This window comes from Arthrobacter sp. FW306-1B-F12A (assembly GCF_058781865.1).
This window is the reverse complement of sequence record NZ_JBYSXD010000020.1, coordinates 1-16,557: the sequence shown is the minus strand read 5'-3', so window position 1 is coordinate 16,557 and position 16,557 is coordinate 1. Positions and strand designations below refer to the sequence as shown.

General features: G+C 65.1%; 12 protein-coding genes and 1 tRNA gene. 8 read left to right on the top strand and 5 right to left on the bottom strand.

The genetic code is table 11. The features are described from left to right. Window positions 1-7: 7 nt before the first annotated feature. From AC3WJU_RS11550 to AC3WJU_RS11535, 4 genes are all read right to left on the bottom strand, one after another. The gene (locus AC3WJU_RS11550) at window positions 8-1,741 is read right to left on the bottom strand and encodes an acetyl/propionyl/methylcrotonyl-CoA carboxylase subunit alpha (RefSeq protein ID WP_492259898.1); all 1,734 of its coding nucleotides are present in this window, start codon (window positions 1,739-1,741) and stop codon (window positions 8-10) included. Then, window positions 1,738-3,363 carry a 5-oxoprolinase subunit B/C family protein gene (locus AC3WJU_RS11545; protein WP_492259897.1) on the bottom strand — a complete coding sequence of 542 codons (1,626 nt, stop codon included), beginning with the start codon at window positions 3,361-3,363 and terminating at the stop codon, window positions 1,738-1,740. The genes AC3WJU_RS11550 and AC3WJU_RS11545 overlap by 4 nt, the downstream gene beginning before the upstream one ends. Beyond that, entirely contained in the window at window positions 3,360-4,118 is a 759-nt protein-coding gene (locus tag AC3WJU_RS11540) for a LamB/YcsF family protein (protein WP_492259896.1), read from the bottom strand. The genes AC3WJU_RS11545 and AC3WJU_RS11540 overlap by 4 nt, the downstream gene beginning before the upstream one ends. A 164-nt stretch (window positions 4,119-4,282) precedes the next feature. Next, a complete protein-coding gene (locus tag AC3WJU_RS11535; RefSeq protein ID WP_284988583.1) occupies window positions 4,283-5,674 on the bottom strand; it encodes a flavin monoamine oxidase family protein in 1,392 nt (463 codons plus the stop codon). 107 nt (window positions 5,675-5,781) lie between these two features. Here AC3WJU_RS11535 and AC3WJU_RS11530 point away from each other — a divergent pair, with 107 nt between their 5' ends. Next, window positions 5,782-6,489 (top strand): TetR/AcrR family transcriptional regulator, encoded by a 708-nt coding sequence (locus AC3WJU_RS11530; RefSeq protein ID WP_441432818.1) that lies wholly within the window; start codon window positions 5,782-5,784, stop codon window positions 6,487-6,489. A gap of 124 nt (window positions 6,490-6,613) precedes the next feature. Here the strand turns inward: AC3WJU_RS11530 and AC3WJU_RS11525 are convergent. Next, window positions 6,614-6,696, bottom strand: a tRNA-Leu gene (locus AC3WJU_RS11525). Window positions 6,697-7,059: 363 nt separating this feature from the next. On the opposite strand from AC3WJU_RS11525, the gene AC3WJU_RS11520 reads away from it, so the two are divergent. The 7 genes from AC3WJU_RS11520 to pknB form a co-directional block, all read left to right on the top strand. Beyond that, entirely contained in the window at window positions 7,060-7,803 is a 744-nt protein-coding gene (locus AC3WJU_RS11520) for an FHA domain-containing protein (RefSeq protein ID WP_284988580.1), read from the top strand. Window positions 7,804-7,808: 5 nt separating this feature from the next. Further along, entirely contained in the window at window positions 7,809-8,291 is a 483-nt protein-coding gene (locus tag AC3WJU_RS11515) for an FHA domain-containing protein FhaB/FipA (protein WP_059390255.1), read from the top strand. Between the two features lie 3 nt (window positions 8,292-8,294). Next, window positions 8,295-10,031: a PP2C family protein-serine/threonine phosphatase gene (locus tag AC3WJU_RS11510; RefSeq protein ID WP_492259895.1), complete on the top strand. Its 1,737-nt coding sequence runs from the start codon at window positions 8,295-8,297 to the stop codon at window positions 10,029-10,031. Beyond that, window positions 10,028-11,395, top strand: coding sequence for an FtsW/RodA/SpoVE family cell cycle protein (locus AC3WJU_RS11505; RefSeq protein ID WP_059388888.1), 1,368 nt, complete (start codon window positions 10,028-10,030; stop codon window positions 11,393-11,395). Before AC3WJU_RS11510 ends, AC3WJU_RS11505 begins: the two co-directional genes overlap by 4 nt. Then, complete coding sequence (locus AC3WJU_RS11500) at window positions 11,392-12,849, top strand: penicillin-binding transpeptidase domain-containing protein (protein ID WP_059388886.1); 1,458 nt, start codon at window positions 11,392-11,394, stop codon at window positions 12,847-12,849. Before AC3WJU_RS11505 ends, AC3WJU_RS11500 begins: the two co-directional genes overlap by 4 nt. Continuing rightward, window positions 12,846-14,657: a protein kinase domain-containing protein gene (locus tag AC3WJU_RS11495; protein WP_332603074.1), complete on the top strand. Its 1,812-nt coding sequence runs from the start codon at window positions 12,846-12,848 to the stop codon at window positions 14,655-14,657. The genes AC3WJU_RS11500 and AC3WJU_RS11495 overlap by 4 nt, the downstream gene beginning before the upstream one ends. A gap of 6 nt (window positions 14,658-14,663) precedes the next feature. Continuing rightward, window positions 14,664-16,557: Stk1 family PASTA domain-containing Ser/Thr kinase (gene pknB / locus AC3WJU_RS11490; RefSeq protein WP_492259894.1), on the top strand; the 1,894-nt coding region annotated here is incomplete at its 3' end.

Below are 16,557 nucleotides of genomic sequence, written 5' to 3'. Positions count from 1 at the left end.
GCCAACCTCAGCCGATGCTCGCGAGCACTTCTCCGCGCCCGACGGCGGTGCCCGGCTCGTGCGGACCGCGCGCCACGGTGCCGGAACGGTGGGCCGGGACGGTGGTTTCCATCTTCATGGCTTCCAACACTGCCACGGGCTGTCCGACTTCCACTGCCGCACCGTCCTCAACCAGCCACTTCACCAGCGAGCCGGACATCGGCGAGGCGAGCCCGGCGTCGTCGGCCGCAACAGGCCCAGGGGCAGCAGCGACGGACCCGCCACCGCCGCTCATCAGCGCTTCGAACAAGCGGAGGGGGAGCCCAAGCTGCACCGCTTTGCCGTCCAGCTCCACCGTGAACGTGCTGCGTTCGGAGCCGGGGACCACGCGGGCGATCTCGGGAGAGGCGGCCAGCTCCTCGGCGAACTCGGTCTCGATCCACGTGGTGTACACGCCGAGCTTGTCCTCCGAGGTGAAGGCCTCGTGGCGGACCACGGCCCGATGGAAGGGAAGCACGGTGGGCAAACCCTTGATCTGCATCTCATCCAGGGCAACCCGGGCGCGGCGCAGGGCCTGCTGCCGGTCCTCGCCTCGGACAATCAGCTTGGCCAGGAGGGAGTCATATTCCCCGGGAACCACTGATCCGGAGCGAACTCCCGAGTCCACGCGGATGCCCGGACCGGTGGGCGCTTCGAAGACTTCCACGGTACCGGGGCCGGGAAGGAAGCCGCGTGCCGGATCTTCGGCGTTGAGGCGGAACTCGAAGGCGTGTCCTGTGGGCTCAGGGTCCTCGGTCAGGGAGAGGATGCCGCCTGCGGCGATCCGAAACTGTTCGCGGACCAGGTCCACCCCGGAGGTTTCTTCGGTGACGGGATGCTCTACCTGCAGGCGCGTGTTGACCTCGAGGAAGGAGATGGTGCCATCCACGGCCACGAGGTATTCCACGGTTCCGGCGCCGTAGTATCCCGCCTCACGGCAAATGGCTTTGGCCGATTCGTGGATGAGCGTGCGCTGTTCAGGGCTCAGGAAGGGTGCGGGCGCCTCTTCCACGAGCTTCTGGTTGCGACGCTGCAGGGAGCAATCACGGGTTCCGAGGACCACCACGTTGCCGTGCATATCGGCCAGGATCTGCGCCTCAACGTGCCGCGGTTGGTCCAGGAAGCGTTCCACGAAGCATTCGTCACGTCCGAAGGCCGCCTTGGATTCACGCACGGCGGATTCGAAGGAGTCCTCGATGTCCTCCAGGCGCCGCGCAATCTTGAGCCCGCGGCCTCCCCCGCCAAAAGCAGCTTTGATCGCCACCGGCATGCCGTGTTCCAAGGCGAAGGCAAGTACTTCAGCGGCGTTGGCCACAGGACCGTCGCTGCCCGGCACAAGCGGAGCCCCTGCGCGGACGGCGATCTCGCGGGCCGTCACTTTATTGCCCAACTCCCGGATCGACTGCGGCGCGGGGCCGATCCACGTGAGGCCGGCGTCAATGACGGCCTGAGCGAAGTCGGCGTTCTCGGACAGGAACCCATATCCGGGATGCACGGCGTCGGCACCGGCACGGCGGGCGACGTCGATCAGCTTGGCGATGTCCAAGTACGTCTCGGCGCCGGTGGAACCGCGCAGCGCGTAGGCCTCGTCGGCGAACCGCACGTGGAGGGCATCGGCGTCGGGGTCCGAGTACACGGCAACAGACTGCAAGCCCTCGTCTGAGCAGGCGCGGGCAATCCGCACGGCGATCTCGCCGCGGTTGGCGATCAGGACCTTTTTCATGGCTGGGTTCCTTCGGAGACAGCGCCGGCAACGGCAGGTTCAAGTGGTTCAAGGGTTGCGGGGTCCACGATCGTGAACCGCACGGTATGGCCGGGCGGCAATTGCGCCGCCGTCGGCAGGTCTTCGGGTACGACGACGGCAATCACCGGATACCCGCCGGTCACCGGGTGGTCGGCCAGGAAGAGGACCGGGTGTCCGCTGGGTGGAACTTGGAGTGCGCCGGCAACCGTACCTTCACTCGGGAGCTCGCTGGCGCCGCGGTCGGGGTTCCGTTCGAGCGGACGGTTGCTTCCCGGCCTGAGCCGGACACCGATCCTGTTGGACTGTTCGGTGGTGAGCCAGTCCTCCTGCGTGAGCGCCTCCAGGGCCCGTGAATCAAACCAGTCGTCCCGCGGGCCCAAGGTGATCCGCAGCTCCGAAGAGACCGCTCCTAGCCGGAGCGTGGATTCCTCGGGGGCGCCGACCATCTGGAAAAGCGGCGCTCCTCCCACGGGGAGGCTGGTCCCGGCCGACAGTGGCGCGGGACCGATTCCGGACATCGAGTCGCTTGAGCGGCTGCCGAGCACCGGATCAACATCAATCCCGCCGCGGACGGCAAGGTAGCTGCGGGCCCCGAGGGTCGGATCGCCCAGGCTGAGGGATTCGCCGTCCAGGAGAGCGAAGGGCGCGCACATCGCGGCGCGGCGGGCCGGCGCCCCGGAGGCATCGCGGATTTCCATGGGGACCACCGCCCCGGCAACCGCGAGTACCTGGTCGCCGGCGGCCCGGACCGTGAGTCCGCCTAGCACCGTTTCCACAACCGCGGTACCGGGTTCGTTGCCCACCAGGCGATTGGCCTGACGCATCGATTGCTGGTCCACGGCGCCCGCCGCTGAGACTCCCAAGTCCCCCAGTCCAGGGCGGCCGAGGTCCTGGACCAGCGATTGCAGTCCGGGTGAGTCCACCACGAGGGCGGGTCCGGTGAATTCGCGGGCGGCATGTGCTGCCGGAGTCAACGCGATGGCCTCGCGGACAGCGACATACCGGACCCTATCTCCTGGGCGGACAAGCGCCGGCGACTCCCGCTCGAGATCCCAGAGGACCGCCGTCGTACGTCCGATCAGCTGCCAGCCGCCCGGGGATTGCCGCGGGTAGACGGCGGAGAACGTTCCGCCGAGCGCCACGGAACCGGCGGGAACGGAGGTACGGGGCGAGTTGCGACGCGGAACATCGAGGCTGCGGTTCTCGCCGAGCAAGTACGTGAAGCCCGGGGCGAATCCGCCGAAAGCCGCGGTCCAGAGCTGGCCCGTGTGCGCGGCCACCACGCCGTCCCGGCCCAGACCGGTGAGCACGCCCACCTCGGTGAGGTCCTCGCCGTCGTACACCACTTCGATAGTGACGTCGCGGGAACTGTCGAGCGGCACCCCGCCTCGATCAACATGCCCGACGGCGGCGCGCGCCGCGAGTGCCTCGGCATGCGTGCCGAACTTAATCAGTACGGTGGCTGCCGCGGCGACCGCATCGAGCTGGCCGGGCAGGGGCTCGGCAAGCAGCCGGGAATGAAACGCCAGCACGGAAGGGAGATCGGAAAGCTCCACCAGGAGGGCACGCGGGCCGGACCAGCGTATTCCCGTGAGGCTCACGCGAAGCTCCGCACGGTCACGCCGGCGGCTTCGAGCCCCGCGCGGACGGCGGCTGCCATGGCCACGGCGCCGGGAGTGTCTCCGTGGACGCAGATGCTTTCTGCATGGACGTCCAGGATGGAACCGTCGCGGGCCACGATTTTGCCCTCCGTTGCCAGGCGGACCATGTTTTCCGTGATGGCGGCGTGATCGTGGAGCACGGCACCTTCTTCGCGGCGCGATACGAGGGTGCCGTCCGCGTTATAGGCGCGGTCGGCGAACGCCTCGGCTACTCCACGGAGTCCCTTCGCTTCCGCCTTGGCGAGTGCGACGGAGCCCGGCAGGAGAAGGAGCGGGAGTCCGGGACTGAAGGCATGGACGGCGTCGGCCACTGCCTGGGCGTGGACCTCGTGGTGGACGATCGTGTTGTAGAGGGCACCGTGCGGCTTGACGTACTTGATCTCGGAACCGGCAGCACGGGCCAGGGCTTGGAGTGCGCCGAGTTGGTAGAGAACGTCGTCGGCGAGTTCCGATGCGGAGCAGTCGAGGAACCGGCGGCCGAAACCCGCGAGGTCCCGATAGCCCACGTGGGCGCCAATGGTCACTCCGGCGGCTGCGGCGTCCCGGCAGGTGCGGGCGATGGTGCTGGGATCTCCGGCGTGGAATCCGCAGGCCACGTTGGCACTCGACACGTAGCGGAAGACTGCGGCGTCGTCCCCCATGGTCCAGTTGCCGAACGATTCTCCGACGTCGCTGTTGAGGTCAATAAAAGGCATTGTGATCCCCGTCTCAGGTTGAATACCTCACCATCATGCCTGAAATGCCAAGATTGTTCAACAATCTTGGTTGCGGGGCCAACTGCCCGGGTTCCACACGTGAGGTCTCGACCCTTTCAGCGAGCGAAAGGGACGAGACCTCACTTTTGGATTAGTACCTGTTCCTAGGCCACCGGTACCGCAGCGACGCGGCTGTTGGCGGCGACGATCCTGGCAGCCGTTGCCTGGCCCATCCGGACCGCTCCGTCCACGTGCTGGTAGCCTTCCGCGGCCAGATCGGAGGAGGACCAGAAGATGGGTCCAACGTTGGCGTGCTGGTCCTTGCCGTAGCGGTGCAAACCACCCAGGTCGTAGCTGGCCGCGTAGGCTCCGCGGGTCCACTCCTCGGAACCCCAGTCGGATTCGTAGTAGACCTCGGCATCCAGGGCCTTGTCGCCCAGGAAGCTCGCGATGGACTCAAGGACCTTCTTCTTGCGGTCCCCGGCGCTGAGCTCGAAGACGGCGTCTGCTTTTTCGTCCGAGATGAAGCCCACCAGGGTTCCGCGGGTGTCTCCGTGGTTGGTGTTGTCGTAGACCTCCTGGACCAGGGCGTCGGCGCCGAAGCCCGTGCCGGACAGGCCGTCTTCGCGCCAGAACGGCGTGCTGTAGACAGCGTGGACCTTGATGACCAGGCCCAGGGACTGGTGCTGGTGCATCTGGTGTTGGCGGCGCGGCAGCGGCGGGTTGTAGGAAACGCGGGAGTACAGGTTCGGCGGGACTGCCATGATCACGAATCGCGCATTGACGGTTGCGCGCTCGGACTCAACAGTGACGCGGTGGCCTTCACCCGCCGGCTCCCAATTGATGGTGCGGACCGGGCTGTTAAGTACGACGTCGTCGCCCAGTTCCGCGGCGATCAGCAGGGAGACCTGCTGCATGCCGCCGATAACCCGCTTGTCCAGGATGAAGTCTTCGTCCGTCAGGTTGGAGAACGAACCTGCGGAAGCCGCCATCAGGACCGCTTGCAGCGCGGAGAAGGCATGGGCCGGCTTGGTGAGCATGCCTCCGGCGATGAAGAGGCCGATATTATTGCAGGCTTCCTCGTCCGTGGAGTTCTGGCGCAGCCAGTGGTGGAAGGAAATGGTGTCCAGTTCGCGGGCTTTGGGGTGGGCCCAGGGTTCCTCAGGGCCGATCTCGGCGGCGAGGCCATCCAGGATGGCGGTGAGCTTGTCCATCTCGGCTGCGGTGGTTTCGCTCACCGGGAAGGAAGCCCCGGTGTAACGGGTGCGGCTGCCGTCCGGCGCCAGGTAGACAGACTCGCCGTCGCGGTAGCGCGCGTACATCTTCAAGCCCAGTTCGTCCAGGAGCCCCATCAGGGCGGTCTGGTCAGGGGACACCCATTGTCCGCCGATTTCCAGCATGGCCCCGTCAATGGTGTCGGTCCACGTACGGCCACCGACGCGGTCGCGCGCTTCGAGCACGGCAACGCTGAGTCCGGCCTTCTTCAATTCGCGGGCGGCCGTCAACCCCGACGGACCGGCACCGACAATTACGACGTCGCGATCAAGATTCAACATGATGTCCTTTCTGTGGCCGTCCCCGTTGGCTGACCAATAAATGAATGACGTTCATTTATCTCAACTGTAGCTGCCTTGGCCCCGGCTGTGAAGACCCAAATGGAATAATGCTGAGGACACAGCCTCCAGAAAGGTCAGCGATGCCTGAACCCACCCCCGCTCCCGGTGAGACCAAAGCGCGCCGCAGGGCAGGCCGGCCGATGGCGGCGGTCCTGGACCAGGACGGCATCACTGCGGCGGCGCTGGAACTGATCAGCAAGAAGGGTTACGACGGCCTCACCATGGCGGCCCTCGCCCGCTCCCTGGGTGTCGCGCCGTCGGCCCTTTACAACCACGTGTCCTCCAAGGACGAAGTCCTCAAGCTCGTGGAAGAGGACCTGATGTCCAAGGTCGACTTCGGCGGTTTCAGCACGCTTCCCTGGGAAGAAGCCGTCCGGCAATGGGCATATTCCTACCGCGGTATCTTCGCGAGGCACACCCCGCTGATCTCCGTGATCGCGGTCCTGCCCGTGACGGACGCCCCGCAGACGCTCGCCATGTACGAAGCTGTGACGGAGGGATTCCTCCGCGCGGGTTTCCCGGAGAAGCAGATCATCCCGAGCATCGTGGCCCTCGAGGCCTATATCTTCGGGGCCGCTTTCGACGCTAACGCGCCGGCGGACATTTTCGATTCCGGCCGCTTGGCCGACTCCACGCCACACTTCACCTCAGCCGTCCGCAGCCTGGGACCCGAGCGGAACAACTACCCGTCCGACCTCGCGTTCAGCATGGGCCTGGATGCACTGATCACCGGGCTAGGAGCGCTCCGGGCGTAGCCCAACTAGCTCGCAGTTGTTGTCGTTATGGGCCCCCAAAACGACAACAACTGCGAGTCAGTTGGGAGTTCGGTGAGTTAAACAAAGGAACCCCGGTCAGAGACCGGGGTTCCTTTGAATTGCGTGCGCGAGGGGGGATTTGAACCCCCACACCCTTTCGGATACTGGCACCTGAAGCCAGCGCGTCTGCCGTTCCGCCACTCGCGCGCAACTTTCTTTCGCCCGGGCCGTACCAGGTTTCCCCGGCCTCACCCCTGCGAAAGCAGCGAGATCAAGCATAACGGACAACCTGTTGAAAACGCCAATCGACCCGGGACGGGGCCGTAAAACCCTGGGACGCCACGGATTGCCGGTCCCCCACATGATGCGGAAATCACGCGAGAAGCATCCCGGAATGATGCAGCCCGGCGAACTTTTCCGGCGTTCCGGCCGTTGTGGAATAAGGCCATTCACAGTCTTGCCCAGTAGTATCGGGGTTGAAGACAGGCTTCCTGCGTGCGCTCCGGCCACTGCGGGGATTCGTCTTGGCTACTGATACTGCCGGGTCAACGAAGCGGAAGGAGAAGGACCATGGGCTTGCTTGACAGGGTTGAGCGTGGCATCGAAAAGGCCGTCCGAGGCGTCTTCTCCACCGGGTCGCGGGCGCGGGTGGAGCCGGTGGAAATCGCCAGCAAGCTTCGCCGTGAACTGGACAACAAGTCCATCACCATTTCGGCCGGCCGAACATTGGCACCCAACGTTTTCGACGTTCTCTTGAGCGATGAAGACTTCGCGCGCGCCCAGGACTGGGGAACTCCCCTGGCCGAGGAATTGTGCGACGTCGTCATCCAGCACGTGCGCAGCCAAGGTTACATTCTGCAGGGTCCCGTACGGATCTCCTTCCGTCACGACGATGCCCAGCGCGAAGGCCATTTCGAGATCACGTCCCGCACCGAGAAATCCGGCGGGGCTGCCGCGCCCGTTGCTCCCCGGCCCGTTGTGCCCGCCGCTCCGAGCCGCGAGCCCACACGGCTCCAGCCTGTCCTGGACATCGGCGGACAACGCTATTCCCTCAACGCGCCTTCCATCGTGCTGGGCAGGTCATCCGAAGCCGACATCCTGGTGGACGATACCGGCGTCTCGCGCAAGCACTTGGAAATCCAGACGGCAGACGGAGTCATCCGCGCCGTCGACCTCGGTTCCACCAACGGAAGTTACGTCAACGGCCATAAAGTGGACGGCAGTGTAGAACTTACTGACGGATCCACCATCACCATGGGACGGACCAAGATCATCTTCAGACTTCTCCCCCAGCCCTCTGGTGGGCGCCCGTGAGCGACATCAGCGAACTGACCATCACCGCACTGCGCTTCGGCTTCCTGCTGTTGCTCTGGATACTGATCTTCAGCATCGTCTCGACCATGCGTCGCGATCTCGTGATCGGCCGCAAGGCAGCCATGGGAACTCCGACGGCGCGCGAAGTACGCAAGCATCCGGAGCTCGCCCCGGCGCCGCCCCAGCCCGTGAAGCAGCAGGCGCACCAGCTCGTCGTCGTCGAGGGCCCGCTCAAGGGCACCACGCTTCCTTTGGCCGCGAGCCCCATTCTGCTGGGCCGCGCACAAGAGGCCACCTTGGTCCTCGAGGATGATTATGCTTCGGGCAGGCACGCGCGCTTGTTCCCCCAGGGCAGCCGATGGTTCATCGAAGATCTTGGCTCCACCAACGGCACCTACCTCGCCGATCAGCAACTGACCCGAGCCCTGCCGGTGGAGCTTGGCGTCCCCGTGAGGATCGGCAAGACGGTCATCGAATTGAGGGCGTAGCCCATGGCTTCCCCCCAGCCTTCCGAAGGCAAGGCGCTGCCTCCGGAGCTCCCCCTCATCATGCGTTACGCGGCGCGGTCCGACGTCGGGCGTGTCCGCTCGAAGAATGACGACTCCGCATATGCCGGCCGGCATCTTGCCGTCGTCGCGGACGGCATGGGCGGGCACGCGGGCGGGGACGTCGCCTCGGCATCCACCGTGCTGGACATGATCCACCTCGATCACGATTCCTACCCGGACGGCGCGGAAACAGTCCTCGCGGACGAAATCCAGACTGCCAATTCCCTCCTCTCCGAACTCGTCCACGTAGACCCGAAGCTCGCGGGCATGGGCACCACGGTCACCGCCCTGCTGCTCGAAGGCAGGCGGCTGCACTTCGCGCACATCGGCGATTCCCGCGCCTACCGCCTGCGCAATGGCAAATTCGAGCAAATCAGCGTGGACCACACTTTCGTGCAGAGGCTGATCGACGAAGGCCGGCTGCGCCCCGAGGAAGCCGAAACCCACCCGCACAAGAACGTCCTCATGCGCGTCCTGGGCGACGTGGACGCCAGCCCCGAGCTGGACCTCGACGAGCTCGACGTCGAACCGGGCGAACGCTGGCTCCTCTGCTCCGACGGCCTGAACTACGTCCAAGGCGCAGTCGTGGAGCAAGTAGTCCGCGAAACCAAGGACCTCGCCGAATGCGCCGAGCTCCTCATTGAGCTCACTCTCGCCAACGGGGCTCCGGACAATGTCACCGTGGTGCTGTTGGAAATCGTGGAAGAGACCGGCGATAACCTCAGCACGGCCGCCGTCGACGTCGTCCCGGAAGCGCAGGTGCCGCCGAAAGCGGCCGATCCCGCGAAGTCCGCACCGAGCAAGGACAGCTCGCACGGCAGCGATGCGGCGGCCCCGGCCAAAAAATCCGGAGCCAACAGCCCCGCGGCCGGCGGGGTCACGCCTGCCGTAGCGCCGCCGGAAACCAAATCCGACGCCGGGCCCTCCGCCGCCGCGGAGCCAGCGGCGCCGGGTCCTGTAGCGGGTTCCGCAAAACCTGCCGGGACCACCGAGCCTCCGACGGCGACAGACCCGCACCTTGGCGAGCACCTGTCGGCGGAGATCCTCCGCGAAGAGCTCGCAAGCCGTCCGCACGAGCTGGTCGGGGCTGCCGCGACCGCGGCCGATACGGGTTCGATCCCGACCATAGCCGGACGCAGCGTTGCACGCCGGGCTGCCACGGTGCTGACCCACAAGGCCGAACAGGACCGCCAGGATCCGCAACCGCTTGTAGCCCGGAAGCGGCGCTGGTTGACGCCGGCCATTGCCGCCGTCTTGGCCATCTTCGTGGTCGCCGGGCTGTGGCTCGGCTATGCGTGGACGCAGACTCGCTACTACGTCGGTGAATTCAATCAGCACGTCGCAATATTCAACGGCATTTCGCAGAGCCTGGGCCCGTTCCAGCTCTCGAAAGTCGAGGCCACGACGAACATCCGTATGGATTCCTTGCCTGAATTCACGCAACAAGTCGTTCGCCAGACCGTTCCGGCGCGGGATCTGGCCGATGCCCAGCAGATTGTGAAAAACCTTCAGGAAAAGGGCACCACCGGGCTTCCAGTCACATGCCCCACAGGCACGGCCAAACCGACGGCGAGTCCCTCGCCCACAACAGGCCCCACGCCGGCGAGCCCGAGTCCCTCGAACCGGCCAACATCGTCGCCGACGTCCACGGCGGTCCCTACGTGCGCGGTGTCCCCATGATCCTGGCCACCACCACACCCAGGCCGCGCCGCAACGTCGAGCTCGTCCTGCTGGTCCTTGCCCTTGCTGTGGGAATCGGCGCCAGCGCGATGGTCGGGCTCAACAGTCCGGCCGCGTTCGACGCCGATTTCTGGTTCCAGTCGAGTCTCTTGATCGTGGCGGCATTCGCTTTCCACATGATCCTCAGGTTCCGCGCGAAATATGCCGATCCGATCATCCTTCCGATCGTGGTTGCACTCAACGGCTTGGGACTGGCCCTGATCCATCGCATGGACCAGCCTGGCGAGGACACGGGAAACAACCAGTTGCGCTGGACCCTCCTGGCCATGGCCGTGTCAATCGTTGTGATCTGGTTCCTCAAGGACCACCGCATCCTTCGCCGCTTCACCTTCATCTCGCTGGCGGCCAGCGCGGTTCTCCTTGTATTGCCGCTGGTTCCCGGAATCTCCGCCGGCGAGGTGCTGGGCGCGAGCGTCTGGATCCGGATCGGTCCCATGACTTTCCAGCCCGGCGAAATCGCCAAGATTACCCTGGCTATATTCTTCGCAGGCTATCTTTCCTCCAACCGGGACCTCATCCTGCTTGCCGGCCGCAAAATCGGCCCCATGCAATTGCCGCGCTTCAAAGATCTTGGCCCCATGATCACGGCTTGGCTCGTGAGCATCGGCATCCTCGTGTTCCAGCGGGACCTCGGCACCTCGATCCTTTTCTTCGGCTTGTTCATCGTCATCATCTATGTGGCAACAAGCCGGATCAGCTGGGTAGTCATCGGCGTCGCACTGATCCTGGGTGGCGGATTCCTGGCGTCCAGGTTCTTCTCGCACGTCGCGTTCCGCCTGGACAGCTGGTGGAACGCCTTCACCCCGGAAGTCTTCGACCGGTCCCCGGGCGGCAGCGGACAGATCGTCCAGGGCCTCTTCGGCATGGCCGACGGCGGCCTCGGAGGCACAGGGCTCGGACAAGGCCGGCCGGATCTGGTGCCGTTCGCCAACAGCGACATGATCGTGGCCCTCATCGGTGAGGAACTGGGACTGATCGGTCTTTTTGCCGTCGTGATGCTCTACATGCTGCTCTTCACCCGGGGGTTCCGCGCTGCTCTTGGCGCGCGGGACGCGTTCGGCAAACTCTTGGCTTGTGGCCTGTCCTTTGCCATAGCGCTGCAGTGCTTCGTGGTGATCGGCGGCGTCACCCGGCTGATCCCGCTGACGGGACTCACCACTCCATTCCTTGCGGCAGGCGGTTCCTCCTTGCTTGCCAACTGGATCATCGTGGGCTTGCTGCTCATGATTTCGAACACCGCGCGCGGCCCGGTGGACACTACGCCCATTACCCATGCCCCCACAGAGGCGGTGCAGACCTCATGAACCATTCCATACGCAATGCGTGGATGGCAGCAGTTGCCATGTTCGCCCTCCTCTTTGGCGCGATCAGTTACGTCCAGGTCATCGGCGCCGGCGACCTCAACGACAATCCGTGGAACCAGCGCGCTGTCCTGGCGAACTACTGCAACGACCGCGGTGCCATCATCGTGGGCGGCAAGCCAATCGCCGAATCCGTTGCCGGAGACGAAACCTGCAAGTACCAGCGCAGTTACGCCCAGCCGGAGCTTTATGCGGGGATCACGGGATACTTCTCCAGGACCTATGGGTCCACCGGGCTTGAGCAACAGCTCCGGGATGAACTGGCTGGCAGCTCCGACCAACTCTTCCTGGACCGTGTGAGCCAGATTTTCCTTGGGAGCCAGCCGAAGGGCGCCTCGGTGGAATTGACCCTTGATCCCGTGATCCAGAAGCTCGCCTACGACCTCATTCCTGACGGCCAGCGCGGCTCGATCGTCGTCACCAATCCGAAGACGGGCGCCATCATCGCGATGGTCTCCAAGCCGTCCTATAACCCCAACCTGATCGCCACGCACGATCCTGCCAAGGAGAAGGCCGGTTACGACCAAATCAACCAGGTCCCCGGCATCAACCTGAACCAGTCCGTGAGCGGACCCACCGGCGAGCTGTTGGCGCCCGGTTCCGTGTTCAAGCTCGTCGATACGGCGGCGGCATTGAGCTCCGGGAAGTACAACAAGGACAGTGTCCTGCCGAACCCGGACAGTCTGCCGTTGCCCGGTTCCAGCGCCTCGCTGCCCAACTATGCCGGGGGCAACTGCTCCACCCGCAACACCGCCGATTTCGCTTTCGCCCTGGAACAGTCATGCAACACGCCCTTCGCCAGCATTGCCCTGGACCTGGGCCAAAACGCGATCGCGGACCAGGCCAGCAAGTTCGGCTTCGGACAGGATTTCGGGGACCAGCTCAAGCTGCAGTCCGCGGTCAGCGTCTTCCCCAAGAACCTGGACCAAGCAGCGCTGGCCCAGTCCGCCGTCGGGCAGCGTGACGTCAGGGCCACTCCGCTGCAAATCGCCATGATGACCGCCGCTATTGCCAATAAGGGCGTCCAGATGAAGCCGAACCTCATCAAGACTGTGCGGGCACCTGACCTGCGTGTCATCAGCGAGCCCAAGGCCGAGGCGCTGCGTACTTCCACCACGCCCGATATCGCCAACCAGATCACGCAGTGGATGACCGACGTCGTGTCCCAGGGCATTGCGAGCGGCGCCGCAGTGCCGGGAGTCCAGGTGGCCGGCAAGACCGGTACCGCGCAACTCGGCGATTCAGGCTTGAACAACTCATGGTTTACCGGGTTCGCCCCGGCCAACGACCCGCAGGTAGCCGTCACCATTGTCATGGAAGGCGTTGATGTGTCTACCGGCGCAAAGCTAACCAGTCCGAACGCGAAGAAGATTTTTGAGGCGGTGTTGAACAAGTGAGGCCTACGTCAGGAATCACCCTCGGCGGCAGGTTCCAGCTGACCAGTCGCATAGCGATTGGCGGCATGGGAGAGGTCTGGAGGGCCAAGGACCAGATCCTTGGCCGGATCGTCGCCATCAAGGTACTCAAAGAGGAATACACGGGCGACCCCGGGTTCCTCCAGCGGTTCCGCGCCGAGGCCCGCCACACCGCGTTGCTCAATCACGTGGGGATCGCCAACGTCTTCGATTACGGAGAGGAAGACGGCTCCGCCTACCTGGTCATGGAATTGGTGCCGGGTCAGCCGCTGAGCAGCATCCTGGAGCACGAGCAGGTCCTTTCACCGGACCGCACCCTGTCCATCATTTCCCAAACCGCCCGGGCGCTGGCCCCTGCACATGCCCAAGGCCTGGTACACCGGGACATCAAACCGGGCAACCTCCTGATCACGCCGGATTTCCGTGTCAAGATCACCGACTTCGGTATCGCCCGCCTCGCCGACCAGGTTCCGCTCACGCAGACCGGCCAGGTCATGGGTACGGCGCAATACCTGGCTCCGGAGCAGGCCACGGGACAAACAGCCACAGGCGCCTCGGACATCTATTCCCTGGGGATCATCGGCTACGAGTGCCTTACAGGGCACCGTCCTTTTTCGGGAGAATCCCAGATCGCGATTGCGCTGGCCCAGGTCAACGACGCCCCGCCGCCGCTGCCTGAAAGCCTGCCCACCCCCATTCGCGCCCTGCTGATGTCCATGCTCGCCAAGGATCCGAAGAACCGTCCCGCGGATGCCATCAAGCTGGCCGAAGCCGCGGAAGCGATCCGCGCTGGCGATATCGCAACGGCACACGCGGCCGTCCCGGGGATGTTGCTGTTCGAATCCGCCACGGGCCCTATCACTGCCCCTACGGACATTGCCACCGCGCCCACCGGCATCGTCACCTCGCCCTACGGCAGGGAAGCACGGTCGACGTCGACGTCGGCGCTCCCGGTGATTGGCGCCGCCGCCGCGGGAGCCGCTGCGGTGGGGGCTGCCGCCGAAGGTGGAAATCCGCTGGCCCGTGCCAATGCCCTGGCCGCCGAACGCAGCTTGGATCAGGCCGACGAGCACAACGCGTACATCCATGAAGAAGAGGAGTACCAGGAGCAAGAGCCGCCGCGGAAGAAACGCAGCCCGTGGACGTGGCCGCTCATCGCGCTGATCGTGCTCGTGTTGCTCGCCCTGGTGGGGGCGCTCCTGACCCAGTCAGGGTTGTTCTCGCCGAGCAGTCCAGCACCGGCTAGCACCACTCCTCCGTCCCAGGTCTCGAGCGCACCGCCAACCTCGGCAAGTCCGAGCCCCACGGAAACCTCGGCCACCCCGACGCCCACTACGTCCACCCCGGATACCATCAACCTGATCCCGGAGCAGTACAAGGGACAGCCGTACGACAAGGTGCGCTCGGACCTCAACGCACTCGGCCTCGCGGTCAACGGAGTCCAGGTCTTCGATCCATCCACGCCCGGCACTGTCATCGACATCAATCCTTCCGGCCCGGTGGCCAAGGGATCGACCATCACCGTCAGCTACTCCAAGGGACCGCAGATGGTCACCGTGCCGACCATCGGCAAGGGAGCCACCGAATCACAAGTACAGGCCGCTATCGAAGGTGCGGGCCTGCGCTGGGTCACTGGAGCCCCCGTTGACGGAGCAACCGGCCAGGCGCCGGGAACATTCGTCAGTTCCGATCCCGCGGCCGGGCAGAAAGTACCCGCCGGGTCCGTCGTGACCTATCACTTGTCCAAGCCGAACTCGAACCCGTCTCCTTCCACCAAGACCACCCCGTAGGACACCATGCCAACCGGACGCTCTACACCTGCCCACAGAGAGGACAGCACCCCAATGACATCCCAGCGCGTCCTCAACGGGCGGTACGAACTCGGTGAATTGCTCGGCCGTGGTGGCATGGCCGATGTCTACAAGGGCGTCGACACTGTTCTTGGACGAACCGTGGCGGTAAAACTGCTCCGCGCCGATCTCGCCCGTGATCCGCAGTTCCACGCCCGCTTCAAGCGCGAGGCGCAGGCGGTGGCGGCCTTGAACCATTCCTCGATCGTCGCTATCTACGACACGGGCGAGTACACGGTGTCCGGCGGGCCGGGCGAGGACGTCCGGGTCCCATACATCGTCATGGAATACGTGTCCGGCCGGACTGTCCGCGACCTGATCCGTGCCAAGGAACTGGACATCGATCAGGCCATCGAGTTCATCCTTGGGGTCCTTGCCGCCCTGGAGTACAGCCACAAGGCCGGGATCGTCCATCGCGATATCAAGCCGGCCAACGTCATGGTGACCGGAGAGTCAAACGACGTGAAGGTCATGGACTTCGGAATCGCACGGGCGATGGCCGATTCCGCGGCAACCATGACCCAGACGCAGGCCGTGGTTGGTACTGCCCAGTACCTGTCGCCCGAGCAGGCCCTCGGCGAGACCGTGGACGCCCGCAGTGATCTGTATTCCGCGGCGTGCCTCCTGTTTGAAATGCTGACGTCCCGTCCTCCGTTCACGGGAGACAGCCCTGTCTCGGTGGCCTACCAGCATGTCCGCGAGATCCCGGAGCCCGCCAGCACCTTCAATCCAGCCGTTTCAGAGGCACTCGACAGTGTCCTGGCCAAGGGCCTGCAGAAGAATCGCGCCGATCGTTTCCAGGATGCGGCTGCCTTCCGGCGGGCCTTGCGTGCGGCCAAGAACGGCGTTGCGGTCCCGGCCCTGGCCGCCGGCACTCCAACGGACGTCACGGAGGCGGTGCCGTTGACGCAGCCGATTCCGGAAGGCGGCTTGGCGCGCGGCCTGGTGGGCGCCGAATTCCTGGACAGCACCCTGAGCGGAGGGCCGGAAAACGGCCTGGCCGCCGGCGGCCAGGACATGCTGGCCCGGGAGGCGGCGGAGTCTGAGTCAGAGCACGACGGCGCCATGCCGCTTGGGTTCGCCCCTGAACGCGAACGGACCGCCCGGCAGAAGTCCCGCCGTCGTGCGTGGACCGCAGTGGTTGTTATTTTGGTGCTACTGGTCTTGGCCGGCGGCGGATTCTGGGTGTACAGCACGGTGAACCAGAAGCCGACCCCGCCCCCGTTGATCGCGGTACCGGCGGTGGCCGGCATGAGCGAGGCCACGGCGTTGCAGACGCTGTACGGCGCCAATCTCAGCCCGGAGTCGCACCATGTCCCGGATGACAAGGTCCCCAAGGGGACTGTGATCAGCACCGACCCTGGCGTGGGGTCCCAAGTGGCGCCGAAATCGCACGTCATGCTGAACGTTTCTGACGGGCCGGTCTCGGCGACTGTCCCTGCAGGCCTGAGCGGGCTCACCGAGGCCGCTGCACGCGACCTCCTGCGCCAGGCCGGACTCGTGGGTGGGTCGAGTACCTTGGCCAATAGTGCCACCGTTCCCGCGGGCTCCGTCATCAGCACCAAGCCCGCTTCGGGAGCTGTAGTGGGCGTGGGCAGCACCGTCGACCTGGTGGTGTCCACGGGCAAGGTAGCCGTGCCTCAACTCGTCGGTTTGAGCGAGGCCGATGCAGAAGCGCTGCTCAAGGCGAACGGCCTGGCCATCGCGGTCACCGAACAGGAGAACTCGCAAGTAACCCCTGGAAAGGTGACGGGCCAGGGCGATGCCTTCAATTCCCTGGTAGAGCAGGGCAAGACCATCAGCGTGATTGTCGCTAAGGCTCCCGCCCCGCCCCCGAGTC